23 protein-coding genes are annotated in these 24,504 nt (G+C 45.8%); 11 read left to right on the top strand and 12 right to left on the bottom strand.

From position 1 onward, the window contains the following. Window positions 1–4: 4 nt before the first annotated feature. The 5 genes from EKN16_RS04985 to leuC all read right to left on the bottom strand — a co-directional run bounded on the left by EKN16_RS04985 (window position 5) and on the right by leuC (window position 6,186). Window positions 5–565: a GerMN domain-containing protein gene (locus tag EKN16_RS04985; protein ID WP_125654190.1), complete on the bottom strand. Its 561-nt coding sequence runs from the start codon at window positions 563–565 to the stop codon at window positions 5–7. Between the two features lie 10 nt (window positions 566–575). Then, a complete protein-coding gene (locus EKN16_RS04980) occupies window positions 576–2,063 on the bottom strand; it encodes an N-acetylmuramoyl-L-alanine amidase (RefSeq protein WP_125654188.1) in 1,488 nt (495 codons plus the stop codon). A 298-nt stretch (window positions 2,064–2,361) separates the two neighbouring features. After that, window positions 2,362–3,921, bottom strand: a complete 1,560-nt coding sequence (locus EKN16_RS04975; protein WP_125654186.1) for an N-acetylmuramoyl-L-alanine amidase — start codon at window positions 3,919–3,921, stop codon at window positions 2,362–2,364. Window positions 3,922–4,139: 218 nt separating this feature from the next. Then, window positions 4,140–4,733, bottom strand: coding sequence for a 3-isopropylmalate dehydratase small subunit (gene leuD / locus EKN16_RS04970; RefSeq protein ID WP_125654184.1), 594 nt, complete (start codon window positions 4,731–4,733; stop codon window positions 4,140–4,142). A 31-nt stretch (window positions 4,734–4,764) separates the two neighbouring features. Next, window positions 4,765–6,186 carry a 3-isopropylmalate dehydratase large subunit gene (gene leuC, locus EKN16_RS04965; protein WP_125654182.1) on the bottom strand — a complete coding sequence of 474 codons (1,422 nt, stop codon included), beginning with the start codon at window positions 6,184–6,186 and terminating at the stop codon, window positions 4,765–4,767. Between the two features lie 166 nt (window positions 6,187–6,352). Here leuC and EKN16_RS04960 point away from each other — a divergent pair, with 166 nt between their 5' ends. Next, the gene (locus EKN16_RS04960) at window positions 6,353–7,252 is read left to right on the top strand and encodes a LysR family transcriptional regulator (protein WP_125654180.1); all 900 of its coding nucleotides are present in this window, start codon (window positions 6,353–6,355) and stop codon (window positions 7,250–7,252) included. Between the two features lie 29 nt (window positions 7,253–7,281). Here EKN16_RS04960 and EKN16_RS04955 read toward each other — a convergent pair whose 3' ends face one another. Further along, window positions 7,282–8,076 (bottom strand): carbon-nitrogen family hydrolase, encoded by a 795-nt coding sequence (locus tag EKN16_RS04955; RefSeq protein ID WP_125654178.1) that lies wholly within the window; start codon window positions 8,074–8,076, stop codon window positions 7,282–7,284. A gap of 110 nt (window positions 8,077–8,186) precedes the next feature. Between EKN16_RS04955 and EKN16_RS04950 the strand changes: the two genes are divergently transcribed. From EKN16_RS04950 to mtnB, 9 genes are all read left to right on the top strand, one after another. After that, on the top strand, window positions 8,187–8,627 hold the full coding sequence (locus EKN16_RS04950; protein ID WP_125654176.1) for a hypothetical protein: 441 nt from the start codon (window positions 8,187–8,189) through the stop codon (window positions 8,625–8,627). A 124-nt stretch (window positions 8,628–8,751) separates the two neighbouring features. Next, complete coding sequence (locus EKN16_RS04945; protein WP_125654174.1) at window positions 8,752–9,942, top strand: pyridoxal phosphate-dependent aminotransferase; 1,191 nt, start codon at window positions 8,752–8,754, stop codon at window positions 9,940–9,942. Between the two features lie 238 nt (window positions 9,943–10,180). After that, a complete protein-coding gene (locus EKN16_RS32085; protein ID WP_164522678.1) occupies window positions 10,181–10,411 on the top strand; it encodes a hypothetical protein in 231 nt (76 codons plus the stop codon). Next, window positions 10,362–11,477 (top strand): glutamate 5-kinase, encoded by a 1,116-nt coding sequence (gene proB / locus EKN16_RS04940; protein ID WP_125654173.1) that lies wholly within the window; start codon window positions 10,362–10,364, stop codon window positions 11,475–11,477. Before EKN16_RS32085 ends, proB begins: the two co-directional genes overlap by 50 nt. A 45-nt stretch (window positions 11,478–11,522) precedes the next feature. After that, the gene (locus EKN16_RS04935; protein ID WP_125654171.1) at window positions 11,523–12,770 is read left to right on the top strand and encodes a glutamate-5-semialdehyde dehydrogenase; all 1,248 of its coding nucleotides are present in this window, start codon (window positions 11,523–11,525) and stop codon (window positions 12,768–12,770) included. Window positions 12,771–12,831: 61 nt separating this feature from the next. Next, window positions 12,832–13,713, top strand: coding sequence for a pyrroline-5-carboxylate reductase (gene proC, locus EKN16_RS04930; RefSeq protein WP_125654169.1), 882 nt, complete (start codon window positions 12,832–12,834; stop codon window positions 13,711–13,713). Continuing rightward, window positions 13,710–14,942, top strand: coding sequence for a 2,3-diketo-5-methylthiopentyl-1-phosphate enolase (locus tag EKN16_RS04925; protein ID WP_125654167.1), 1,233 nt, complete (start codon window positions 13,710–13,712; stop codon window positions 14,940–14,942). Before proC ends, EKN16_RS04925 begins: the two co-directional genes overlap by 4 nt. After that, the gene (locus EKN16_RS04920) at window positions 14,939–15,637 is read left to right on the top strand and encodes a 2-hydroxy-3-keto-5-methylthiopentenyl-1-phosphate phosphatase (protein ID WP_125654165.1); all 699 of its coding nucleotides are present in this window, start codon (window positions 14,939–14,941) and stop codon (window positions 15,635–15,637) included. The genes EKN16_RS04925 and EKN16_RS04920 overlap by 4 nt, the downstream gene beginning before the upstream one ends. Before the next feature lie 2 nt (window positions 15,638–15,639). After that, complete coding sequence (mtnB, locus tag EKN16_RS04915; RefSeq protein WP_125654163.1) at window positions 15,640–16,290, top strand: methylthioribulose 1-phosphate dehydratase; 651 nt, start codon at window positions 15,640–15,642, stop codon at window positions 16,288–16,290. Window positions 16,291–16,380: 90 nt separating this feature from the next. On the opposite strand, the gene EKN16_RS04910 is transcribed toward mtnB, so the two are convergent. Then, window positions 16,381–17,679: a DUF2515 family protein gene (locus EKN16_RS04910; RefSeq protein WP_232016223.1), complete on the bottom strand. Its 1,299-nt coding sequence runs from the start codon at window positions 17,677–17,679 to the stop codon at window positions 16,381–16,383. 168 nt (window positions 17,680–17,847) lie between these two features. Between EKN16_RS04910 and EKN16_RS04905 the strand changes: the two genes are divergently transcribed. Then, window positions 17,848–18,528, top strand: coding sequence for an SOS response-associated peptidase (locus tag EKN16_RS04905; protein ID WP_125665860.1), 681 nt, complete (start codon window positions 17,848–17,850; stop codon window positions 18,526–18,528). Window positions 18,529–18,800: 272 nt separating this feature from the next. On the opposite strand, the gene EKN16_RS04900 is transcribed toward EKN16_RS04905, so the two are convergent. The 5 genes from EKN16_RS04900 to EKN16_RS04880 form a co-directional block, all read right to left on the bottom strand. Beyond that, entirely contained in the window at window positions 18,801–19,088 is a 288-nt protein-coding gene (locus tag EKN16_RS04900) for a stage VI sporulation protein F (RefSeq protein ID WP_125654161.1), read from the bottom strand. A 75-nt stretch (window positions 19,089–19,163) separates the two neighbouring features. Continuing rightward, a complete protein-coding gene (gene recG, locus EKN16_RS04895; RefSeq protein ID WP_125654159.1) occupies window positions 19,164–21,212 on the bottom strand; it encodes an ATP-dependent DNA helicase RecG in 2,049 nt (682 codons plus the stop codon). Window positions 21,213–21,222: 10 nt separating this feature from the next. After that, the gene (locus EKN16_RS04890) at window positions 21,223–22,083 is read right to left on the bottom strand and encodes a DegV family protein (protein WP_125654157.1); all 861 of its coding nucleotides are present in this window, start codon (window positions 22,081–22,083) and stop codon (window positions 21,223–21,225) included. A 12-nt stretch (window positions 22,084–22,095) separates the two neighbouring features. Further along, window positions 22,096–23,895 carry a DAK2 domain-containing protein gene (locus EKN16_RS04885; protein WP_125665858.1) on the bottom strand — a complete coding sequence of 600 codons (1,800 nt, stop codon included), beginning with the start codon at window positions 23,893–23,895 and terminating at the stop codon, window positions 22,096–22,098. 55 nt (window positions 23,896–23,950) lie between these two features. Beyond that, window positions 23,951–24,310 (bottom strand): Asp23/Gls24 family envelope stress response protein, encoded by a 360-nt coding sequence (locus EKN16_RS04880; RefSeq protein ID WP_125654155.1) that lies wholly within the window; start codon window positions 24,308–24,310, stop codon window positions 23,951–23,953. Window positions 24,311–24,504: the final 194 nt, after the last annotated feature.

Raw genomic sequence — 24,504 nt, 5'->3', positions numbered from 1 at the left:
TAATTTATTTGGTTGTTGGCTTCACTATTGGATGATCTAATGAATCATGTCCCATAAGGCTATCAACCTGTTCACCATCAACTAGAATATCAAGTGAGGAAACATCGTCGAACTGAAACATTGTTTTCTGAATCGATTGCATAGCCAGCTCTTCGCCAGGAGCTCCGAATCTAGCTTCATCAGGCAGGTGAACATCAATGGTCAAGGCTCCGCTTGCTAGTTTCGTATGAAGGAGCTCCACCTTTTTCCAAAGGGACATCTCTCCATTTGCTCCATCCTGCTGCAAAGCTTTAAATGCAGCATCGAACTTCTGGTCATTCGTCTCATACTGAATCTCAACCTGCTGCTCTTTTAGGGCAGTTAAGTCATCGTCAGCCGCAAAATAAACATTAATCTTTTCTTTAATCACTTCAGGCTTAGCTGGTTCTGGCTCTTGAACTGGAGCAGGCTCCTGCGACGTGTTCGAACCTTGTGAAACGGTCTTAGCTCCACACCCACTGAGTACAAGTAAAAGAGCGACGGTTGCGAGCATAATTATGATTCGAAAGGGCATCTGACGTTTCATCGGCACACTCCTAAGTTAATTTTAAATATTCTTTAATACCCGCTACAACTTCAGCTGCGATTTTGTTTTGCTTCGCTTCGCTAAACAGTGCAGTTGCATCACCTTTGTTGGACAAATATCCAGCTTCAAGGAGTATAGCAGGCATAGTTGTTTTCTTAATAACAACAAAGCCAGCTTGTCTCACTTTGCGATCGGCAAATCCAGTACCAGCAACTAAATGCTTATGTAAGATATCTGCGAACGCTTTGCTGCTATCGCGATTATAGTAGGTTTCTGTTCCAGAAACTGAGGAATTTGACGTACTATTAGCATGAAAAGAAATAAACAAATCTGCATTCATGTCGTTAGCAAATTTAGCTCGATCATTTAGTTCGACGAACGTATCATCAGATCTCGTTAAATAAGGCTTAATTCTCTTTTCCTTATCCAAGAGCGCCTTCACTTTAAGTGTTATCTCTAAATTGTATTGCTTCTCATGACGACCGTCTACCGAAAGAGCGCCAGGATCTTTAGCCCCATGACCAGCATCCAGAACAATTGTAAATACACCTGTTCCTGGCGGTGTTGGTTTATCTGGTTTTGGAACGATTACAGGTCCTGTTACTTCCAATAAATCAATACGTACCGTGTGATCAACATTCGATACTTGAAAATTAGTTGCAGCAGCCAAGTCTAGCACAACACGTACCGTTGAGGGCTTGTCCGAATAATAAGAATAACGAATCTTTTGTAAGGAAGGATGCGTATCAACAACTACTTCGCCTAGCTTTGTATTCGTATTGGTGAATCCTGTCTTGAAAGCAGTATCAAAGTTCATGTAGGGCAGATCAACAACAATTCGCTCCGGACTATGAAGCACTTCCGTCTTCACATTACCGAATTCTCCATCATACGGCAGGAATACACTTCCTACACCATCAAACTCAACAGATTTCAATGCAGCGGTTGCAGTTTGATTACCAGGATCAGTTGGCGTAGTACCAGGATTACCATTCCCATCTGTTCCGTTTCCTGTACCGCCATTACCTGTTCCTCCACCATTACCGTTAGATCCGTCTGTCGGAGGAATCACGGGTGTGGGTTTCTGGGAAAGATGCACGGAATTAGAAGATGAGTCCCAAAATACATCAAGCCCAAGCTGTTCACTTACGAACCGTAGAGGCACCAAGGTCGTATCTTTACTTGAGATTGCTGCAGCTTCTAGTGCAACTTGGGTGTCATTTACAATGGCGGTCTTACTTCCAATTGTAAGAACAATATTAGTCGTCCCATCCGTGATATTCACATTAGGGGAAGACCATTGCACATCAAAACCTAGACCTTCTGTAACCGTACGTATCGGCACAAGTGTCGATTGACCGACAATCTGCGGGTCTGCGGTCGTTTGCAGCTGCTTTCCATTCAAATAGAGTTTAGGTGCGGCTGCAGCCCCCACATCACCCGGAAACAAAGAAATTAACAACGACAACAGCATAACAACGGTTACAAACTTCTTCATCTTTCACCTCGATGACTGATTTTTCGTCCCGAGCATTTCGAACAAGCCGATGCCTTCAGACGAATATTAGACGCAAACTGTCAGAAAAAGTTGCGTATTGAGGGAAATTGTTACTCCGTATGAAACTTAACGCATTTTTTAACACCCCCGCCCGGATGTTAGCCCTTAACGCACAAAAAGGCCCTGACGAATCAAGGCCTTCTCACGAAGCTTTCTCACAAGCATTCAAGTTTAGAATAAGTACTGCTGAGAGAATAATCAACAATCGAAAAGCATCTGACGTTTCATTGGCACTCTCCTAAGTTAATTTCAAATATTCTTTAATACCCGCAACGATCTCGGCTGCGATTTTATTTTGCTTTTCATCATCAAAGAGAACTGCTAAATCCCCTTTATTAGACAAAAACCCGCTTTCGAGAAGAATAGCTGGCATCGTTGTTTTCTTAATAACAACAAACCCCGCTTTTTTCACTTTGCGATCAACCAGTCCTGTACCAACAATTAAATGCTTATGTACAATATCCGCGAATGCTTTGCTGCTATCGCTATAGTAATACGTTTCTGTTCCATTTACAGATGAGTCTTTGTCCCATTTATTAGCATGAAAGGAAATGAATAAGTCTGCTTTCATGTCATTTGCTATTTTGGCGCGTTCATCGAGTTCAAAGAAAGTATCATCAGATCGAATTAGATAAGGCTTTATTCTCTGTTCCTTATCCAAGAGCGCTTTCACTTTAAGTGTTATTTCAAGGTTGTACTGCTTCTCATGACGCCCATCAATAGCTTGGGCACCCGGGTCTTTACCACCATGTCCAGCATCAAGAACAATCTTATAAACTCCTGTTCCTGGTGTTTCTGGTTTATCCGGTGTAGGCACGTCTATAGGACCTGTCACCTCCAATAGATCAATACGAACCGTATGATTCTCATTGGAAACTTGGAAATTAGTTGCAACAGCCATGTCAAGTACAACACGAACGGTTGCAGGCTTGTCCGAAAAATAGGAATAACGAATTTTTTGAAGAGAAGGATGCGTTTCAATGCTTATTTCGCCTAGCTTAGTATTCGTATTCGTATTCGAGTATCCTGAGCTAAAAGCTGCGTCAAAGTTCATGTAGGGCAGATCAACGACAATACGCTCTGGACTATGAAGCACTTGTGTCTTCACGCTGCCAAAGTCTCCATCATACGGTAGGAATACGCTTCCTACTCCATCGAATTCAATAGACTTCAATGCTGCGGTTGCGGTCTGATTACCTGGATCTGTCGGCGTAGTTCCCGAATTATTGTTTCCGTCTGTGCCATTTCCAGTACCACTATTATCTGTTCCTGAACCATTACCATTACCATTACCATTACCATTACCATTACCATTACCATTACCATTAGAGCCGTCCGTTCCAGTTCCTGGCGAAACATCAGGAGGTATCACTATTGCTGGTTTCTTAACAAGATACACCGAATTAGAAGGACCGTCCCAAAGTACATTGAGCCCAAGCTGTTCACTGACGAATCTTAGAGGTACCAAGGTTGTTGCCTTGCTTGCAGTTGCGGGGGCTTCCAATGCGACCTCACGATCATTTACAATTGCCGTCTTACTGCCAAGTGTTAGAACCATGCTAGTCGTTCCATTCGTAATATTCACGTTTGGCGAAGACCATTGCACATCAAAACCTAGTCCTTCTGTAATCGTACGTATCGGCACAAGTGTCGACTGACCGACAATCTGTGGATCTGTGGTCGTTTGCAGCTGCTTTCCATCCAAATAGAGTTTAGGTGCGGCTGCAGCCCCCGCATCACCTGGGAACAAAGAAATTAACAACGACAACAGCATAACAATGGCTACAAACTTCTTCATCTTTCACCTCGATGACAGATTATTCGTCTCGAGCATTTCGAACAAGCTGATGCTTCAGACGAATATTAGACGAAATCTATCAGAAAAAGTTGCATATTAAGGAAATTTGTTACTCTAATATGCAACAATCATACATTTTTTGCAGCTATGTCGGATGATAATCTTTAACGCAAAAAAGGCCCTGAATTCAGGGGCCTTTTCGATTGCTACCTTATGAATTAATAAGCAACTCGGCTAGCTTCATAAGCCGTGATTTTGTCTTCGTGCTGAAGGGTCAAACCGATATCATCTAGACCTTGAAGCAAGAACTGGCGGCGATGCTCATCCAGATCAAATGCAATCTCAAGACCAGCGTTATCCGTAATTTTTTTGTTCTCTAGGTCAATAGTCAGTTTATAGCCTTCAGTTGCAGTTGTACGCTTAAACAAATCTTCAACCTGCTCTTCGCTAAGACGAATTGGCAGGATACCGTTTTTAAAGCAGTTATTGTAGAAAATATCAGCGTACGAAGGTGCAATAATGACTTTGAAGCCATAATCCAAGATCGCCCATGGAGCATGCTCACGTGAAGATCCACAGCCAAAGTTAGCACGAGAGACAAGAACCTCAGCGCCTTGGTAGCGCGGCTGATTCAAGCTAAAGTCGGAGATTACATTCCCCTTCTCATCCCAGCGCCATTCGAAGAATAAGAACTGGCCAAAGCCGCTCCGTTCAATACGCTTTAGAAACTGTTTAGGAATAATTGCATCTGTATCGACATTTACGCGGTCTACTGGTGCAACGAGACCGGTTAGTTGTTTAAACTCTTCCATTTCATGTAACTCCTCTCGAATCTTTCGTTCTTTAGTTCAACACTTCAGTTTTGATCTTCCAATCACGAACATCCGTGAATTTACCCATGATTGCAGCAGCTGCTGCCATTGCAGGGGAAACCAAATGCGTACGTCCATCACGACCTTGGCGGCCTTCGAAGTTACGGTTGGAAGTCGATGCGCAGCGTTGACCAGGCTTCAACACGTCTGGGTTCATCGCTAGGCACATCGAGCAGCCAGCATCGCGCCATTCGAATCCAGCCTCTGTGAAGATTTGGTCAAGCCCTTCTTTCTCAGCTTGAATCTTAACGCGACCCGATCCAGGAACAACGATAGCTGTAACACGATCGCTAACTGTGTAGCCTCTAGCAATTTCTGCTGCAGCGCGAAGATCCTCGATACGACCGTTTGTGCAAGAACCGATGAACACATAATCGATTGGAATTTCGCTCATTGGCGTACCCGGTGTAAGACCCATATATTCTAGTGCTTTCTCAGCTGCTTTACGTTCGTTTTCTGTTGGCAGCTCAGAAGGAACAGGTACATTTTTCGTGATGTCTGTACCCATACCAGGGCTAGTTCCCCAGGTAACTTGTGGAATCAACGTGTCAACGTCGAATTCAATAACTGTATCGTAAGCTGCGCCTTCATCAGTAGGAAGCTCTTTCCAGATTGCAACTGCCCGATCATATGCTTCGCCTTGCGGTGCATATTCACGTCCACGCAAGTAGTCGAAAGTCGTTTCGTCTGGTGCGATAAGTCCAGCGCGTGCGCCAGCTTCAATCGACATATTACAAACGGTCATACGCTCTTCCATAGTAAGTGAGCGAATAGCTTCGCCTGTAAATTCCATAACGTAGCCAGTACCAAAGTCAGTACCATTCTGAGCAATAACGCCAAGAATCATATCTTTAGCCGTTACGCCAGGCTTGCGGCTTCCGATGAAGCGGATTTCCATTGTTTTTGCTTTGGATTGTTGTAGACATTGCGTTGCCATTACGTGCTCAACCTCGGAAGTACCAATACCGAAGGCAAGTGAGCCGAATGCGCCATGCGTAGAAGTATGGCTGTCACCACAAACAATGGTTTTGCCTGGATGAGTCAATCCAAGCTCAGGTCCCATAACGTGTACAACACCTTGATCGATACTGTCTAGATCAAACAAAGTAACACCAAAGTCCTTACAGTTTTGAGTTAACGTATCAATTTGCTGCTTCGAGATTGGATCTGTGATGTTGAAGCGGTCTTTCGTTGGTACGTTATGGTCCATGGTTGCGAATGTTAAATCAGGACGACGTACTTTACGACCAGACAAGCGCAGTCCTTCAAACGCTTGCGGAGACGTCACTTCATGTACGAGTTGCAAATCGATGTAAATTACGCTCGGTTTGCCTTCCTCGGAATGAATGACGTGATTGTCCCAAATTTTCTCAAACATTGTTCTTTTTGTCATTGGTATCACCTCATAAGATTAAGTTCTATCATTCAGACCTGCTAATCGATGTGTTCATCATAGCATTTCTTTCTTCATTGATCCAAGATATAATATCTATAAAAGCAATAGGTATGGCCTATGACACCCAATAGAGGAAAATAAATGGAAAAAGGGAGCACTACGCATGGAATTCCGACAATTACAATATGTTATCCAAATAGCCAAAGAAAAAAATTTCTCACGTGCCGCAGAAAAACTGCATATCGCTCAGCCCTCTTTAAGCCAACAGCTCTCTAAGCTGGAGAAGGAAATTGGTGTGCTTCTTTTTCGCAGGACGACTAATTCGGTTGAGCTTACACATGCAGGCTCTGTATTTGTTGCCAAGGCACAAGGCATTCTCGACAATATTGAACAGTTGAAGCAAGAACTCGACGACCTCGCCCACATGCGCAAGGGAAAGCTAGTGGTAGGCAGTCTTCCAATAACAGGCTCCCATGTACTTCCGCTCGTATTACCTGTATTCGGTAAGCTATATCCCGAGATTGAAGTGGTCCTCGTTGAGGATAGTTCCTCCCGCCTAGAACAGCTTACAGCTAGTGGCCAGACCGATTTAAGCCTTCTTTCACTTCCGCTTGAAGATCCATCGCTGGAGTGGGTTCCTATCATTGATGAAGAAATATGCTTGGCCGTCCCTCCGGAGCATCCGCTTGTAAAGACGAATGAGCCCGTACGAATCGCTGATCTGGCAAGTGAGCCCTTTATCGTTTTGAAGAAAGGGCAGGGCTTCCGTCAAATCGCTATTGAATTGTGCAGCAGCGCAGGCTTTGAACCACGAATTGTTTTTGAAAGCTCCAATATTGAGACCGTTCAATCCCTGGTAGCAGCAGGAATGGGCATTGCTTTTGTACCTAAGATGATGACACGTGCCAAATGGAGTGAATTTATCCCGATCTATCTGCCTTTTGCTGCTCCAGTACCTTCGCGGACACTTGTTATCGCAAGCCGCAAAGGCCGCTATCTCTCGAAGGCGGCCGAAGCATTTATTGAAACGATGAAAAATACAGTCAGTGATTTTGATTCCTAATCCAAAGGCAAGTTACAGTTTATAGAATTTCAATAGAAGTTCGGACGTCGATCTTCAAATACAGGTATCTTAGCGCGGACCGTATCCACTAAGGATAGATCAATCTCGGCACGCAAGATTTCCTCGCCTTCACCAGCCTCTGCGATGATCTCTCCCCACGGGTCAAGAATCATCGAATGACCGAAGAATGTACTGCTGCTACTGGTGCCGCATCGGTTGCAGGCAATGACGAACATTTGATTCTCAATTGCTCTAGCCATAAGCAGCGTCCGCCAGTGGTGAAGTCTCGGATTGGGCCATTGTGCCGGAACAAAGAGCATTTTCGCTCCATTAAGCGCCAGTTTCCGTGCAAGCTCTGGGAATCGAATGTCATAGCAAATCATCATTCCAGCTTCAATACCAGATATATGAAGTTCCCCTAGCTTCTCACCCGATTGAAGATGCTTCTCTTCATCCATGAGACGGAATAAATGAATTTTGGAGTAATCAGCATGAATTTCTCCCTGCTCATCAAAAGCAAATATCGTATTATATACGCCATCCTTGCGCTTCTCCGCAATTGATCCAGCAACAATTTGCACCTGATGCTTAAAGCTGAATGCAGACAGAAGCTTCTTTGTCCGCTCACCTTCTTCATCAGCAAGCTCATTTATCTGTTCAAGTGCATAGCCAGTATTCCACATTTCCGGCAGCATGATAAGGTCTGGCTTGACTGGACCTTGAACAGCTTCGTTTAATTTTGCTGCCAATCTTTCGAAATTAGCATCGGGATTTCCCGCATCTACATGCATCTGGATTAAAGCGAGTCGAAGGGTGTTTTTCATAACGGGCATGCCTCCTAGCTGTTTTCCTAATAATAACGTCTCATGGTTCGCTGTCAAGATGGGCAACGTATGGAGGAACCCATCTTACAACTACCGGAGGAGACAAACTGATGAGAATGAAATTAATCGCCATGCTCGCCATTGCCTTCTGCTTACTGCTTCCTACTGCAGCAGGTGCTAAAGCGCATGACGATGGAACCAGTCAGCAGCGTCAGATCCAGGTTTTCGACGTAAATGCTGGCAAAGTAATCAAAACAGCACCAAACAGCAAAGAATATCAAGACTATGCCAAAAGTTGGCTCGGTTCCGTTAGCGGCCTATCCCCTAAAGTAGGCGTTAATGACAAATGCGGATATGTGTTTCGTATTCCACTCGACCAGCCTGCAGCAGTGAAGGCTGGGACAGTGACGGTGCAAACTTCTGACCTTTTCCTATTTTATTGTCCGGGAAAAGCCCAACTGCTTCTAATCTTCGATGAGAATCGTAAACCTTATTTATTAGAATTTAAAGCGGATATCAAGCCATTCCTTAAATCACTCGACATCAAGTAAGCCTGAATGTGACACTCCACAGCCTCCACAGCTCTTACTCGACACCCATTCCTTAATTATGCTACATTTTACTTTAGGCATAGTTCTAATCGGAGCCAATTTTGCTGCATGTGGAGTGATAGATATGAATCAGACGAAATCTTTTCAAATTAGCGCGGCAAGCCGGATGACCGGTTTGCCGACGCAATTTTTTGCTGGACTTGTTCGCAAAGCGAATGCGCAGGTCGCTAAGGGCAGGGATGTCATTAATCTTGGACAAGGTAATCCCGATCAACCAACGCCTCCTCATATTGTAACAGCTCTGCAGGAAGCAGCGCCAAATCCTCTTTACCATCGTTATCCGCCTTTCAGCGGTTTTCCTTTTCTAAAGGAAGCTGTCGCGCAGCGATATAAGGAAGATTACAATGTGGATCTCGATCCTGAGAAGGAAGTTGCTATTTTATTCGGTGGAAAGACAGGCTTAATCGAGCTCAGTCAATGTCTGCTTAATCCAGGTGATGTGTGTCTCGTTCCCGATCCAGGTTATCCGGATTACTGGTCTGGGGTAGCGCTTGCTGGTGGAAGAATGGAATATATGCCGCTAACAGCAGACAACAGCTTCCTTCCAGATTATAGCGCTGTATCGACTACTGTAGCTGATCAAGCGAAGCTCATGTTTATCAATTATCCTAATAATCCTACTGGTGCTGTTGCAGACACGGAGTTTTACTCACAGACGGTAGAATTTGCTGCAAAGCATAATATTGTGGTTGCTAGTGATTTTGCTTATGGAGCTATCGGCTTTGATGGGAATCCACCCGTAAGCTTCCTACAAACTCCTGGAGCCAAGGAAGTTGGTGTAGAATTCTACACTTTATCTAAGACTTATAACATGGCAGGATGGCGAGTTGGCTTCGCTCTTGGAAATCCTGAAATCATCGCTCTCATTAATCTCATTCAAGATCATTACTATTGCAGCTTGTTTGGTGGCATTCAAGCCGCAGCGGCTGCAGCCTTAACAGGTCCGCAGCAATGTGTGAAGGAATTAACCGCTACATATGAGAAACGACGTAATACTTTATTCGGCGCTATGTCCCAGATCGGATGGGAAGCAGCAAGACCAGGAGGATCTTTCTTCTGCTGGCTTCCTGTCCCTAAAGGACACACCTCTGCATCCTTTGCAGATATCGTTCTTGAGCAGGCTGATGTTGTGGTTGCTCCAGGGATTGGGTTTGGAGAACATGGCGAAGGCTATGTTAGGCTTGGACTTCTTGCCCCAGATGCAAGACTAGAGGAAGCCATTACACGTATCGGAAAGCTTCATTTGTTTGGCTAAAATAATAACGATAATTACGTTGATACTAAGATAATTCAATCAAGCTTTTCTGACACCTCTGCTATCTTTACATGACTTGTTGGAACATGGTATGCTTGATGAAATGAATGACAATTAAACAATTAACGTATTGATGGGGCCAAGTATGCGTTAGCTTACGTCGCGCACAGAGAGTAAATTCACTGGCTGCAAGAATTTACCGTGACTGCTGCAGAAACCAATCCCGGAACGGTCGGCGATGAGCCGAACAGCGGCCTGCTGTTATCAGGTTTATGAAGCGGAATGGCATGACTTCGATTATCGAAGCATCATAGCTGTTAACAAAGGTGGTACCGCGGAAGTCACAACACTTTCGTCCTTTCTATTATTGAGGGGCGGAAGTGTTTTTATTTTGCCATGGGAAAGGAAAATGAAGGACGATGACGGAAACGATAGTAGTCAAAATCGGCAGCAGCTCGCTTACCTCTGATGAAGGCGGGATAAACCGCGAACGGATCTCCTTCTTCTCTAATGAGCTTGCTGCTCTGCACGAAGCCGGGTATCAAGTTATACTGGTTACGTCTGGTGCAGTAGCCGCTGGCTTTCGTCGAATTGGATACGCTGCAAGACCGAAGCTTATTCACGAGAAGCAAGCGGCCGCAGCCGTTGGGCAAGCACTGCTCATGCAGGCTTATCAGGAAGCATTCGCTGCTTTTGGAGAATCGGGCGGGATCGCTGCAGCTCAAATTTTACTTACTCGGGCTGACTTCTCCAATCGCAAACGAATTCAAAATGCTCTAATGACCGTTGAAGAGCTTCTACATCAACGCGCTGTACCAATCATTAACGAGAATGATACGGTTGCAACCGATGAACTGAAATTTGGTGATAATGATACGTTATCCGCATTGGTTGCTAATCTAGTGAAGGCGAAGAGGCTTATTATTCTGACCGACATGGATGGTCTTTATTCTGAAGATCCCCGCAATAATCCGAACGCAGTTCGTATCGAACGTGTTGATCAAATTTCCGATGAAATTCTGAGCTTCGCCGGAGGATCTGGTTCTTCTGTCGGAACAGGCGGCATGCGCTCCAAGATCGAAGCTGCTCGCATTTCTATGCGCGGCGGTATCCCCGCCTTTATCGGTCGTGTTTGCGAACCAGGTGACATGAAGCTCGCCGTTGACGGCATCGGAAAAGGCACTTATTTTGATACAAGTATGCATAATCTGCCCATGAAGAAACAGTGGCTTGGCTTCCATTCCTTCCCTCAAGGACGGATTGTTGTTGATGAAGGTGCTCAAAGAGCATTGCTAGATGGCGGAAAAAGCCTTCTTCCGGTGGGCATCCGATCAATCGAGGGTGATTTTCACTCTGGTGATGTCGTTGAGGTCATCAACGAGCAGGAGCAAATTCTCGGACGCGGTGTTGTTAACTATGAAGCCTGGCAGATTCAAGCCGTTGCTGGACTTAGCACAGAGGAAGTTAAGCGACGTATGGAAGTTGTACGCATTGAAGTTATCCATCGCGATGAGTGGGTTACGTTGAAGTCTTAAGCAATGAAGTGTGAGATATACAATTATAGATTGGAGAGATTATCAATGAGTGAAGTACGTGACAAGGCATCTCTTGCTAAGCAAACTGCTACCACAATGAGTCGTTTGACAACAGAACAGAAGAATCATGCCCTTCTGCATATGGCCCAAGCCTTAACGAAAGAACATGTTTCCATCGTCGCTGCGAATGAACTGGATATTAAACGCGGTCGTGAGAATGGAACTAGCGAATCCATGCTAGATCGTTTGACACTAACACAGAAACGAATTAATGATATCGCAGAAGGCTTGCGGGAAGTCGTGCTTTTGCCAGACCCTGTCGGTCTTCTTATGGAGACTTTCGATCGCCCGAATGGACTTCGTGTCGAGAAGATATCGGTGCCGCTTGGTGTTATTGGCATGATCTACGAGGCTCGTCCTAACGTAACTGTGGATGCTGCGGGTTTATGCCTAAAGACAGGGAATGCAATCGTTCTACGCGGGGGTTCCGCTGCTCTTGAATCTAACCGCCGCATTGTAGAAGTCTTACGTGAAGCACTTGCCGAGACTGATCTTCCACCCGATGCGCTGCAATTAATCGAAGATCCAAGCCGATCCTCCGTCGATGAGATGCTCAAACTTAACGGACTGCTTGACGTGATTATTCCACGAGGCGGCGCATCTCTCATCCGTAATGTTGTGGAGAATGCAACGGTTCCGGTCATTGAAACAGGAGCTGGCATCTGCCATACGTTTATCGATGCTAGTGCGGATGCTGTAATGGCTTCGGATATTGCTTTTAACGCAAGAGTCCAAAGACCTTCCGTTTGTAATTCGATGGAGACGCTTCTCATTCATGAGGATTTCGCTGCGATTCACCTTCGAGTGATTGCAGATCGTTTCCTAGCTGCAAATGTTGAGCTCAGAGGGTGCCCACGGACGCTTGAGCTGGTTTCAGAAGCAAAACCTGTCACAGATGAGGATTTTGCTACCGAATATAATGATTATATTTTGAATGTTCGCGTCGTCGCTAACCTCGATGAGGCGCTTGATCATATTCGCAAGTTCGGAACCATGCATTCCGAATGTATTGTCACCGAGGACAAGGCAAACGCCGAACGTTTCCTGCAGGAGGTTGATGCTGCGGCTGTGTACCATAATGCTTCTACTCGCTTTACGGACGGATTTGAATTCGGATTCGGTGCTGAGATTGGTATCAGTACACAGAAACTGCATGCACGCGGACCAATGGGGCTCCCTGCTCTTACTTCAACAAAATTCAGAGTATACGGCAATGGGCAAATCCGTGGTTAATAGCTGCGCAAGTTAGAGTTTCAAGATTATTTCATATGTAATTTAGGAGGTAAAATTCATTATGACTCAACTCTCAGCATCTGGCGTTATGCCAGAAATCAGCTCCCTCCGTTTGTGCTTTTACGGCGCAGGGTCCATGGCAGAGGCGTTCGTACGCGGAATATTGGACCGTGGATTAACCGAACCCGGACAAATCAGTGTCATGAATCGGCAAAATGTGACACGGCTGGATGAGCTGACTACCCGTTACGGTATTCGAGCTGCAGCCGACGATCAATCGAAGCTGAGCACGCTTCATGAGGCAGATATTATTTTTCTCGCGATGAAACCCAAGGATGCAGCGACAGCTCTCAAACAGCTTCGCGGCCTTATTAAGCCGCACCAGCTTCTAATATCCTTAGTTGCAGGACTTTCTATAGATACAATTACAGCTTTGCTTAATCAACAGAATGCCATTATCCGTACCATGCCTAACACATCAAGCACAATCGGATTAGGTGCAACAGGAATTAGCTTCTCAAGCTCTGTCACCGAGGCGCAGCGTTTGCTTGCGGAGCAGCTTCTGCAGTCGATTGGATTGACAGCTATCGTCGAAGAACCCCTGCTTGATGTTGTAACTGGCGTATCTGGAAGTGGTCCGGCTTATGTCTACTACTTGATGGAAGCGATGATCGAAGCAGGTCGCGGACTCGGATTATCAGAGGACACAGCTCGCGATCTGACGATACAAACCGTACTTGGTGCTGCTCATATGGTGAAGGCTACTAACGAGAATCCGGCTGACTTGAGGCGCAAAGTAACCTCTCCTGGCGGCACGACGCAAGCTGCGATTGAAACCCTTGATTCTCATCACTTTTCCAAAGCAATCATTACAGCTATTGGTCGCGCAGCAGAACGAGCTGGTGAAATGGGAGCTGAAATTGAAAGGAGTGCGAAATCATGAGTCATTCCGTATGCATCGCAACCTATCGCTGCCATGATGATAAAGCCGATTTCAATAAAAAGGCGCAAGGAATTGCTGTAGGACTAACGGTTGGCAGCTGGACGGACTTGCCAGAAGCGCGCAAAGCGGAGATGGAAAAACATTTGGGCCGTGTACTATCTGTTACGGTATATGAGCCAGAGAATGCTGCACCGGGTGAACGTTATGCGGATCTTGTTATTGCTTATCCAGATGTCAACTTTAGCCGTGACCTGCCTGCCCTGCTCGTGACTGTATTTGGCAAGCTCTCGATGGACGGACGAATCAAGCTGCTCGATCTAGACTTCTCCCCTGCATTCGTTTCTGCATTTCCGGGTCCTAAATTCGGTATAACAGGCGTCAGAGAGCTGCTGGGTATTGAGCAGCGTCCGCTGCTAATGAGTATTTTCAAATCCGTCATTGGACATGATCTGCCAAATCTACGTGAACAGTTCTACCGTCAAGCACTCGGTGGAGTTGATCTTATCAAAGACGACGAAATCCTGTTCGAGAACCCGCTCACGCCACTGGAAAAACGTGTTGAAGCCTGTATGGAAGCAGCAGAGCAAGCACAGGCTGAGACCGGCCAGAAGCTGCTTTACGCCGTTAACCTCACAGGCTCTACGTCGAAGCTAGCAGCGAATGCCAAGCTTGCTATTGCAGCAGGCGCCAACGCTCTACTATTCAATGTGCTTGCTTATGGCTATGATGTGCTGCATGAATTAAGCAGCGACCCTGAAATTTCAGTGCCGATTGCCGCGCATCCCGCGCTTGCAGGCGCCTTTTACCCTTCACCACATTACGGTATCGCAGCTCCCCTGCTGCTCGGCAAGCTAATGCGTCTAGCTGGGGCTGATCTCGTCCTCTTCCCTTCTCCATACGGCTCCGTCGTTATGCCTAAGGAAGAGAATCTTGCTGTTCAAGCTGCTCTTATTGATCCTGCGCTGCCTGTTAAAGCGAGCTTCCCTGTTCCATCAGCTGGGATCCATCCGGGTCTAGTCCCGCTTATATTACGGGATTTTGGGCAGGATGTTGTCGTCAATGCTGGAGGCGGTATTCATGGCCATCCTCTCGGTACTGCGGCAGGTGGACAAGCTTTCCGTCAAGCCATTACTGCAACTCTATCCGGTATCTCATTACCAGAGGCGGCTTCGCAGCCAGGTAACGAGGCTTTACAAGCCGCGATAAACAGCTGGGGGTACAAAGAATGACCGAGCAATCACAAACGACATCTAACACCGAGAAAAAGCGCGTCATTTTTTGTGATTTTGACGGAACAATTACGGAGAACGATAACATCATTGCAATTATCCGTCACTTTAATCCACCAGGCTGGGAAACGATTGTGAATGATATTGTGGGTCAGCGCAAATCGATTCGTCAAGGCGTCGGTGAGTTATTCCAGCTTCTGCCTTCGTCGAAGAAACAAGAAGTAATCGAATATGCCATTAAGAACGCACGCATTCGTGCCGGTTTCACGGATTTACTTGATTACTGTGCAAAGAACGACGTTGAGTTCTACGTCACAAGCGGCGGGATTGACTTCTTCGTCTACCCCCTGCTAGCACCATTCGATATTGAGTTAGACCATATCTACTGCAACGGCAGTGATTTCACAAGTGAGCAGATCGAGATTACGTGGCCACATGCTTGTGAGGGGGATTGTACGAACGAATGTGGAATGTGCAAGACATCCATTATTCGTCGTTTCCCAGCTGATACCTATACACGAATTCTGATCGGCGATAGCGTTACTGATTTTGAAGGGGCGAAGATCGCAGATATCGTCTTTGCACGCTCTCATCTTACTTTGAAATGCAAGGAACTTGGGCTAGCTTATTATGAATTTGAGACCTTTCATGATGTGCTTGACGTTATGAAACAACAAGAGGAGGCCGGGAATTAACGATGTCATTCGGGGAAATTTCATTAGAAGATAAGCAAAGTGTACTTTCGGAGCTCAGTGAAGTGAAGAGCTTGTTCGCCTCACGCGGCTGGTTTCCGGGTACTAGCGGTAACCTGTCTATACGCGTTGGCGATTTCACATCAGAACAATTTGATTTTGCTATCACCGCAAGCGGCAAGGATAAGTCACTCTCAACACCTGAGGATTTTCTATTCGTCGATCAGGATGGAAAGCCAAGCGAGCTGACTAAGCTGAAGCCCTCTGCGGAAACTTTAATTCACTGCGAGATCTACCGTCAAACAGGCTGCGGTGCTATCTTTCATATCCATACGGTTTTTAACAGCCTTGTTTCTGAGCTGTTCTGGGAGCGCAAATCGATTCCTGTTGATGGTGTGGAGCTTATCAAAGCTTTCAATATTTGGGATGAAGAAGCCCATATCGATATTCCCATTGTCTCGAATTTCGCGCATATTCCAAGTATTGTTCCAGAAGTAACCGAACGCCTTGATCCCCGTATTCCCGGCATCATGCTTCGGAAGCATGGTATCTATGCTTGGGGGGCAAACGCCTTTGAAGCTAAGCGCCATTTAGAAGCCTTTGAATTCCTTTTCGAATACGTATATCGTTGGGAGCTTCTGAATCGCAAAGCTTAATGATTGTATATTTATGTGTAGTATATGTATTTATGCTCGGACAAACGGCAGTCGAGAACGTGTAGCAGCGTTCAAGATTGCCTTTTTTTATCAACGCTTCTTTTTGTTCGTGCCCCCTAATTGTTGACCTGCGATTACAGCAAGCTCGATCTTATTCAAGATGAAGCAGTGCTCATTCGTAATTTCAAAAACCGACGGCAGCGGCAAAGCTTTAAAGTAAGGTTGGACCTCTTCCCAATCTGTGAACCAATCCCCTCCTGATACAGCCTTGACCGGAACATCCTTCCAAGCTCCGCATAACTCTGGACTATATAGCGGCATTGCCCCTTTCATGAGTCGACATCCCGACAACCTTTGCTTATACGATGCTTGCTTGCTCATTCGTGCTTGCTGCTTCATGAAAAGGTGTGGCGCATAATCCGCACGGGAGCCTGTATGATGAACAGCACGAACGAACGAAAGCGCACCATCCCTCACTTCACGTACCCCAAACAAAATGGCATAGAGCCTCTTGCCAAACTCAATTCGTTCTTGAAGATTAGTGAAATCCTCCAAGACAAGACCTGCCAGCTTCATATCTCCAGCCATCTGCGATCCATATGGCATCACGACTGCGTTAGTTTGAAGCGGTGCTTGCAGCTTAAACATGAATTTTTCCAGTACATGCTCTTTATAGTAGGGGTCCTGTACGATTCTGCCTTCGATGACATGCTGCTCATTCACAATAAGCGCTGTTGTTAGAAGGGCTGAATCTCCTCGCTTTACAAATTGTGACCACACTGGGTTCATAAATCGTGATACACCGAAGGCTGGCAGCAAATGAGAAAGATCTCGCCTTGCTTTCTTCCCTGCTTCATACAACAACAATTGAGGATAAGCATCTTGAAAAATGAGTGCATTCGCCCTCTCAAGGAGGAGAAAGATGGCTTCTCTTTGATCGGCTGGCAGCAAACGCGGGTGGAGCTCCCCTTTTAAATCTGTCATGTTCCATCCGCCGTTTCGCGACACAACATGTGCCAGCAGCGACCAATGAAGCTCTGGACAACGAAAATACAACGCACGATAAGCTTCCGTTCTCGTTACATTGTTGCGATTTCCTTTCTCTGTTTCAAGCTCGATTCGATAGATAAGCGAACGCTCAAGGTCATCCGTTGGCTGAACCCCAAGTACATCCTTAGAAGAAGCTTCAGAGGCATACAGAGCGGCAAGCTCTTGAACCGACTCTACACGAAGCTCTAGTGGTAGCGTATCTCCAGACAATCGGTCGGATGCAGTGTGAGCACGCCGTTTGTTAGTCCACAGAAATACCAGCTGATGTGAAAGCTTCGCCATACTTCTGATTCCTTTCTTGATAAACTTGATGATTGAATATGCATAATTCCGCAGCATGACTCATTCTCCTTCACACCCATATAGATTCAGTATGGGCAAGCCTAACAATGGTTAGCCCTCACCCACCTCTATTCCATATGAAAAAAAGGACAATAGCGCTTTTTGCTTCCCATTCGTCATTGTATAATGGAGCCAAGACAAGTCTGGGAAGGATATGTGATTATCATGTGTGGCAGATATACAATTACAGTATCCCTTGAGGAACTCATGCTTCGCTACTGGATTGGAGAAACGACTGTTCCTTTCCATAAGCCCAAATATAATGTTGCCCCAGGTCAAATGATAATGGCCATTATCAGTGATGGAGAGAAGAATAAGCTAGGCGAGTTAAAATGGGGACTTGTTCCCTCGTGGGCTGATGATCCGAAGATCAGTAACAAGATGCTCAATGCCCGCTCAGAAACGGTATGGGACAAGCCTGCATTCAAACAGCTTATTCGGCGGAAACGCTGCATCATTCCTGCGGATGGCTTTTATGAATGGCGCAAAGATGAGGTTGGAAAACAACCGATGCGAATCACACTACGGGACCGAAGCCTCTTTAGTATGGCTGGCTTATATGATACTTGGTTAACACCAGAGGGCCATAAACTAAGCACTTGTACAATCCTCACTACAGAACCAAATGAATTAATGCTACCCATCCATAACCGAATGCCTGTCATATTGAGCCAAGAGAATGAAACGATATGGTTAGATCGTTCGTTACAGGACCAGCAGCACTTGAATGCTTTACTCAAGCCATTCCCTGCTCAGCTGCTTGAGGCATACCCGGTTGCGGCAGCTGTAGGAAATGTTGCAAATGATAACGCTGCATGTATCGAACCCATTCGTTTAGATAACTAGGCATTAAAACGATATTTATGAGCGTACGAAGCATGGTGCGGAGAAGCCCGCTGCGCGAACGGATCATTCTTACGATCGCTGTTGTCTCCCTATTTCTTGATTCTATCCTTTAGGGGTAGAAATCGGGAGACAAAGGCGAACGCTGTCGCTTCTTCAGAACGATTCCGTCCGCTTCGCTTTTGTTTTCGTGACCTAACGGCATCATATAACATAACAAAAACCAGTCTAACACATTATTTCGTGTTCTGACTGGTCTTTATTATTAAAATTAATTAGCGGAACATCGCCCATAATTTAATTAAATGCAGCGTATTGTTCGGATCAATTCGCTGTGCTAGCACGAACTGGATGAGCTTATCTTCCGAAGATTCCGTCAAATTTTCCTGCAAAATACTTGCTGACGTTCGAATGAGCTTTTTCACCTTTACGCGATCCTGCAAATCATATTTGGTTAATCCATTCGTCACTTGTTTGATCCGATCCTTCGTGACGGGGTTCTTCATCTTGTACTTCACACGTTCAACAAACTCCGGCTTAATTCCAAATTTCGTGTAACTCATATCGGCTCAGCACCTCCGTATTGGCTTTTGAACACCATCCGTTGTACTATATGCCGATGATTCCCCGAAAAGAAACTAGTCCAATAAATCCCCTTGAAAAAGTTGATCCTGTTTCAGGATCTCTCTCAGCCTTGCATAAGCCGCTTCCTTCCAGAAATCAGCATTCGCCGTTAGTTCAGCAGCATCCTCTCGTGCTTGTTCCAGCACTTCGAAATCCGCCGCCATATCAGCTAATTTGAAATCCGGAACTCCACTTTGCTTTGTTCCAAAAAAATCACCAGGTCCGCGCAGCTCAAGATCTCGCCTTGCCACCTCGAAGCCATCCTCTGTCTCCGTCATGACCTTCATTCGCTCACGTCCTGTCTCTGACTTCGGATCCGCGATGAGGACACAATAGGATTGATGCGCTCCTCGGCCAACGCGCCCTCTTAGCTGATGCAGCTGAGATAACCCGAATCGTTCCGCGTCCATGACGATCATAAGCGTTGCATTCGGGACGTCCACACCGACCTCAACGACCGTAGTCGCTACAAGAACATGAATTTCGTTTCTACCGAATGCCCCCATCGTTTCATCTTTCTCAGAAGCCGATAATCGACCATGGAGCAAACCTACTCGCATATCAGGAAAAGCCTGCTGGATCTGAATATGTAAATCGATTGCATTCTGAACATCTAACTTCTCCGACTCTTCAATGAGTGGACATATAAAATACGCCTGCTGCCCATTATCTACCTCTCGGCGAATAAAACCAAGCACACGATCGAGCATGCCATGCTTAACCCAGTAGGTCTTAATTGGCTTACGTCCTTGCGGTCGTTCACGGAGTGTAGATACATCCAAATCACCAAAAGCCGTAATCGCTAGCGTCCTAGGGATAGGTGTTGCTGTCATTGTCAGGACGTCCGGATTCAATCCTTTGCGGCGAAGAATACTGCGCTGATTAACCCCAAATCGATGCTGTTCATCCGTTACAACAAGGCTTAAGTTTCTAAAATTAACACCCTCTTGGATAATGGCATGTGTGCCAACGATGACGTCAATCAGTCCCATTTGCAATCCTGCCAGAACATCACGCCTTTTGCGCTCGCCCATGCTGCCAGTTAATAGCCCTACTTCCAATCCTGCAGCCGCAAACAGCTTTTGTAACGAGCGCAAATGCTGCTCGGCAAGTATTTCTGTAGGAACCATAAGCGCTCCTTGAAAACCTGCCTTTACAGCAGCAAAGAGTGCTATCGCTGCTACTACGGTCTTCCCCGAGCCAACGTCACCCTGCAGCAGCCGATTCATGCAATAAGGTTGACGGAGATCAGTTAGTATTTCATTGACGACCTTCTTCTGGGAATCAGTCAGCTCAAATGGCAGCGTTCGTACAAAGACCCGAATCGACTCTGCATCCACAACATGAGCGGTTCCATCCATCCTTTTACGATTCAGAGAACGATAAGCCTGCAGCTTCAGCTGGAATAAGAAGAGCTCCTCATAGACGAGTCTCCGTCTTGCTGCTTGTCCTTCTGTCGTATCTTCTGGCTGATGAATACGAGTAACCGCCTCACGGCGCGGCATTAGCTTATATTTATCTATTAGGCTTACCGGCAGCATCTCTTCCATCATCGCACCATATTGCTGAAGCGCTAACCCGATTATTTTACGTATCCAAGACTGTGTAATGCTCCCACCTACAGAATATACTGGCTGAAGCGTGCCTGCCCTTGCTGATGCGCTGTCTGGAAACTCGGAGCTCGATACGGTGAGCTGAAGACGCTGCTGCTCCCATTTACCCGTGAGAATAATCTCACGGCTAGGCGTCAGTTGATCCTGCAGAAAATGCCGATTGAACCAAACAGCTGTTAACAAAATGCCATCAACGGCCACTTTGCAAGTTAGTCGTGTTTTGGCGCGTCCATACCTCTGCAAGATCGGATTTCCAACAATCGTTCCTTGAACAGTCCCTTTTTCCCCGCTTTTCGTTTCTGCTAGCCCTCTAACGCGATAATCCTCATATCGAAAAGGAAAATAGTCCAGTAGATCCGCAATCGTATGAATGCCAAAGGCGTGAAGCTCCTGTTCTTTCTGAGCGCTCACGCCTTTCATCTGCCGAACCGGTATTTGATTCAGTTTCATTGTGACAACCTCACACCCGGCTTATAAATAGCGCAGCAGTACCCGGACCGACATGTGTGCCGATTACTGCTCCGATCTCAGTTTGCCGTATATTACGTACGTTTAGCTGTGTTTGCGCCAGAGCTGCAAGCTCAAGTGCAACCTCGCTCTTAAATGACCAAGCTACCGTCATCTCAACGGGATCATTACCAAAATCATGCTTAAAAAGCTCAATAAACCGACTCATTGCTTTATTAGTTCCACGCACCTTATCGATGACAATTACCGTACCAGCCTCATCTAAGGAAAGAATGGGTTTAATATTCAGAATCGAACCGAACAAAGCGGCTGCTTTGCCAATTCGACCACCCTTCTGTAGATATTCCAGGGAATCGACGAAGAAATAGAGTCGTTGATCCTTACTGATTCGATCGATTTCCTTCAAAATGGCTTCTTTGGATTCACCTGCCGCAGCCATTTCAGCTGCCTTCACGACGAGCATGCCTGCACCATATGAAGCTGATTTTGAATCGATCACAGTAATATCACGTTCACTTGGTTCTTCTAATAGGGTAGAACCGAGCACCGCAGATTGATATGTCCCGCTAATTGCCGATGAGATGTGAATGGAAATAATAGGTGAGCCCGGATTCTTCTGTAGGATCCTCTGATAGGTCTCCTCAAACTCGGCTGGCGATGGCTGCGAGGTCGTAGGAAGCGTTGTTGACGCCATCAACTTCTCATAAAATTGGCTTGCGCTGATTGTCTTCGCATCCAAATAGGTTTCTTCACCAAATATCACTTGTAATGGAACCATTTCAATATCGAGCTGTTCACGGACACGCTTAGGAATATCTGATGTGCTATCTGTCACGATTTTCACTTGGCTCATCACTAATCACCCCTATTCCACTGCAAAAAGATATGGATACAGCGGTTGTCCGCCTTCATGCACTTCCAATTCAGCTTCTGGATATGCCGACTTTATCCAATCAACTAATGCAGCCGTCTCTTCTCCGTCAGCCTGCTCACCAGTCAATATCGTAACAAGCTCGCCGCCGTCCTCTAACATCGCAATTAACAGCTCACTGCAGGCTTCCTGGAGACTTGGCGATGCCGTTACAATCGATTTCTCAAGAATACCAATATAATCGCCCTCTTGAATCTCGATCCCATCTATAACCGTGTCTCGAACGGCATGTGTCACCTGACCTGATCGAACCTGGGACACTGCCTGTTTCATCGCTTCCGCGTTCTCTTCAGCCGTAGCTTCATCCATGAAAGCGAGCATAGCAGCAAGTCCCTGCGGAATAGTCTTGGAAGGGATAACGATTACATTCCTGCCGGATAGATCAGCTGCCTGCTGTGCGGCCAGAATGATATTCCCATTGTTAGGCAGCAAGTAGATATACTCCGTAGATAGCGTTGCGATTGCATTGACAAAGTCCTCCGTTGAGGGATTCATCGTTTGCCCGCCTGACAATACAACATCTACGTTATTCTCAAGGAAAATGGATCGGATTCCTTCTCCCATAGCGACGGCAATAATCCCAAAGGGGGCTGCTTCATGGGCCTGACCAGCTGGAACTTGATGTGCCGGCGTACCTGTCAGCACCTCTGGAACAGCAAGTCCTAGAGCATCATCCTCCACGCTAGATGTAACTACGGCTTCGTGCTGTATGTTTTCATCCTGTAAGGCAACGCCTGACTGTTCATTAAGGAGAAGTAAGTCCCGATGCTGCTGACGCATATTAAGAATATGAATGTCGGTTAATTCTCCGTAAGGAAGTGAATGGTTCAGAACATCACCAGGCTTGCGTGTGTGAACATGAACTTTAATGACTTCATCATCGGTTATAACCAGTATGGAATCTCCATCTCTGCTTAGCATGCCTTTGTACAACGCTTCATCAAATCGAAGCACACTACGACCTGCTAGCTTGCGATTGATAAAGAATTCCATATCATATAGAAATTCAATAGTCTCCGTAGACAATTGGGATTGAGCACTCTTAAGATTTGGTAGTGAAGGTGTAAACGCTGGCTTGATAGGTAAAGCAGCTTTATAGGCTTCTGGCAAAGCGGATTCCATCGAAATAGCGTTATTATATTCATCCGAAGCACGATCACTGGACAAAGCTCTAAGAAAGCCCTCATATATGAAAACAAGACCTTGTCCGCCTGAATCGACGACGCCCACTTGTTTGAGAACAGGAAGCAAATCTGGCGTACGCTGAAGTGATTCATTCGCCCGCTCATGAACCTCACGCATCAAATCGACCATATCGGTTGCTCGTCTCGCATAGGAGACCGCATGTTTAGCCGTATCCTTGGCAACAGTCAGAATAGTTCCCTCAACAGGCTTTACGACAGCCTTGTATGCCATATCAACACCATTTTGCAGGGCTGCAGCAAACTGAATCGGATCAATTTGCTCTTGTGCAGCGATACTTTTTGCAAATCCTCGAAAAAGCTGGGACAATATAACACCAGAGTTGCCGCGTGCCCCCATTAGCAATCCTTTGGAAAGCGCTTCCGCAACTTTTCCAGCAGACTGTGAAGGTTTGCTATTCAATTCACGGGTTCCCGTAGTCATTGTTAAATTCATATTGGTTCCGGTATCTCCATCGGGTACTGGAAATACATTAAGTGCATTAATGTGTTCAACATGACGTTGTAAACATTCCGCACCACTATGCACCATACTCGCCAAGTCAGATCCGTTAATTGAACGTTTAGTCAAGCGATGATTCCCCTTCCTACCGAGATACACGCACGCCTTGCACAAAAATATTAACATAGTCAACCTTAATGCCAACTACATCATTTAGCACATACTTCACTTTAGACTGAATGTTATGCGCCACTTCAGATATTTTTGTACCATAGCTCACGATGATGTATAGATCAATGTGTATTTGTTCATTCTCTCGGCGAACTTCTACACCGCGTGACAAGTTGTCCCGGCCTAGCAGTTCTGCAATTCCATCTTTAAGCTGTTTTCTTGAAGCCATACCAACAAGTCCATAACAGTCCAGTGCCGCCGAACCGGCTAGAACGGAGACTACGTGGTCCGTAATGAATACATTTCCCAGTTCTGTAGCAATCTGTAGAGGCATGGATACCACTCCTTCACCGTTTATCTTATGGACTAATCAACATTGTACTATAAATAACGACGATTTAGAAGTCCAGTCCCTACTATACGTCTATTATCTGCTTTTATCGCCCTTATCCATCATAAGAAGGTACTTTCAAACGCTTGATGGATGGACTATAATATGCTATTATATTGGAGTCTGTTTAATTGCAT

Source organism: Paenibacillus baekrokdamisoli (assembly GCF_003945345.1).
Lineage (GTDB): Bacteria > Bacillota > Bacilli > Paenibacillales > Paenibacillaceae > Paenibacillus_Z > Paenibacillus_Z baekrokdamisoli.
Note: the sequence above shows the minus strand (reverse complement) of the source record. Positions and strands in the feature narration are given on the sequence as shown.

Coding starts and splice junctions, on each gene's coding strand:
- EKN16_RS04985 (WP_125654190.1), bottom strand. CDS start 565: ATGAAACGTCAGATGCCCTTTCGAATCATAATTATGCTCGCAACCGTC.
- EKN16_RS04910 (WP_232016223.1), bottom strand. CDS start 17,679: ATGCTGCGGAATTATGCATATTCAATCATCAAGTTTATCAAGAAAGGA.
- leuC (WP_125654182.1), bottom strand. CDS start 6,186: ATGACAAAAAGAACAATGTTTGAGAAAATTTGGGACAATCACGTCATT.
- proC (WP_125654169.1), top strand. CDS start 12,832: ATGACTCAACTCTCAGCATCTGGCGTTATGCCAGAAATCAGCTCCCTC.
- EKN16_RS04900 (WP_125654161.1), bottom strand. CDS start 19,088: ATGAGTTACACGAAATTTGGAATTAAGCCGGAGTTTGTTGAACGTGTG.
- EKN16_RS04975 (WP_125654186.1), bottom strand. CDS start 3,921: ATGAAGAAGTTTGTAGCCATTGTTATGCTGTTGTCGTTGTTAATTTCT.
- proB (WP_125654173.1), top strand. CDS start 10,362: ATGACGGAAACGATAGTAGTCAAAATCGGCAGCAGCTCGCTTACCTCT.
- EKN16_RS04935 (WP_125654171.1), top strand. CDS start 11,523: ATGAGTGAAGTACGTGACAAGGCATCTCTTGCTAAGCAAACTGCTACC.
- EKN16_RS04880 (WP_125654155.1), bottom strand. CDS start 24,310: ATGCCTCTACAGATTGCTACAGAACTGGGAAATGTATTCATTACGGAC.
- EKN16_RS04905 (WP_125665860.1), top strand. CDS start 17,848: ATGTGTGGCAGATATACAATTACAGTATCCCTTGAGGAACTCATGCTT.
- EKN16_RS04950 (WP_125654176.1), top strand. CDS start 8,187: ATGAGAATGAAATTAATCGCCATGCTCGCCATTGCCTTCTGCTTACTG.
- EKN16_RS04960 (WP_125654180.1), top strand. CDS start 6,353: ATGGAATTCCGACAATTACAATATGTTATCCAAATAGCCAAAGAAAAA.
- recG (WP_125654159.1), bottom strand. CDS start 21,212: ATGAAACTGAATCAAATACCGGTTCGGCAGATGAAAGGCGTGAGCGCT.
- EKN16_RS04955 (WP_125654178.1), bottom strand. CDS start 8,076: ATGAAAAACACCCTTCGACTCGCTTTAATCCAGATGCATGTAGATGCG.
- mtnB (WP_125654163.1), top strand. CDS start 15,640: ATGTCATTCGGGGAAATTTCATTAGAAGATAAGCAAAGTGTACTTTCG.
- EKN16_RS32085 (WP_164522678.1), top strand. CDS start 10,181: ATGAGCCGAACAGCGGCCTGCTGTTATCAGGTTTATGAAGCGGAATGG.
- leuD (WP_125654184.1), bottom strand. CDS start 4,733: ATGGAAGAGTTTAAACAACTAACCGGTCTCGTTGCACCAGTAGACCGC.
- EKN16_RS04925 (WP_125654167.1), top strand. CDS start 13,710: ATGAGTCATTCCGTATGCATCGCAACCTATCGCTGCCATGATGATAAA.
- EKN16_RS04885 (WP_125665858.1), bottom strand. CDS start 23,895: ATGGTGCATAGTGGTGCGGAATGTTTACAACGTCATGTTGAACACATT.
- EKN16_RS04920 (WP_125654165.1), top strand. CDS start 14,939: ATGACCGAGCAATCACAAACGACATCTAACACCGAGAAAAAGCGCGTC.
- EKN16_RS04945 (WP_125654174.1), top strand. CDS start 8,752: ATGAATCAGACGAAATCTTTTCAAATTAGCGCGGCAAGCCGGATGACC.
- EKN16_RS04980 (WP_125654188.1), bottom strand. CDS start 2,063: ATGAAGAAGTTTGTAACCGTTGTTATGCTGTTGTCGTTGTTAATTTCT.
- EKN16_RS04890 (WP_125654157.1), bottom strand. CDS start 22,083: ATGAGCCAAGTGAAAATCGTGACAGATAGCACATCAGATATTCCTAAG.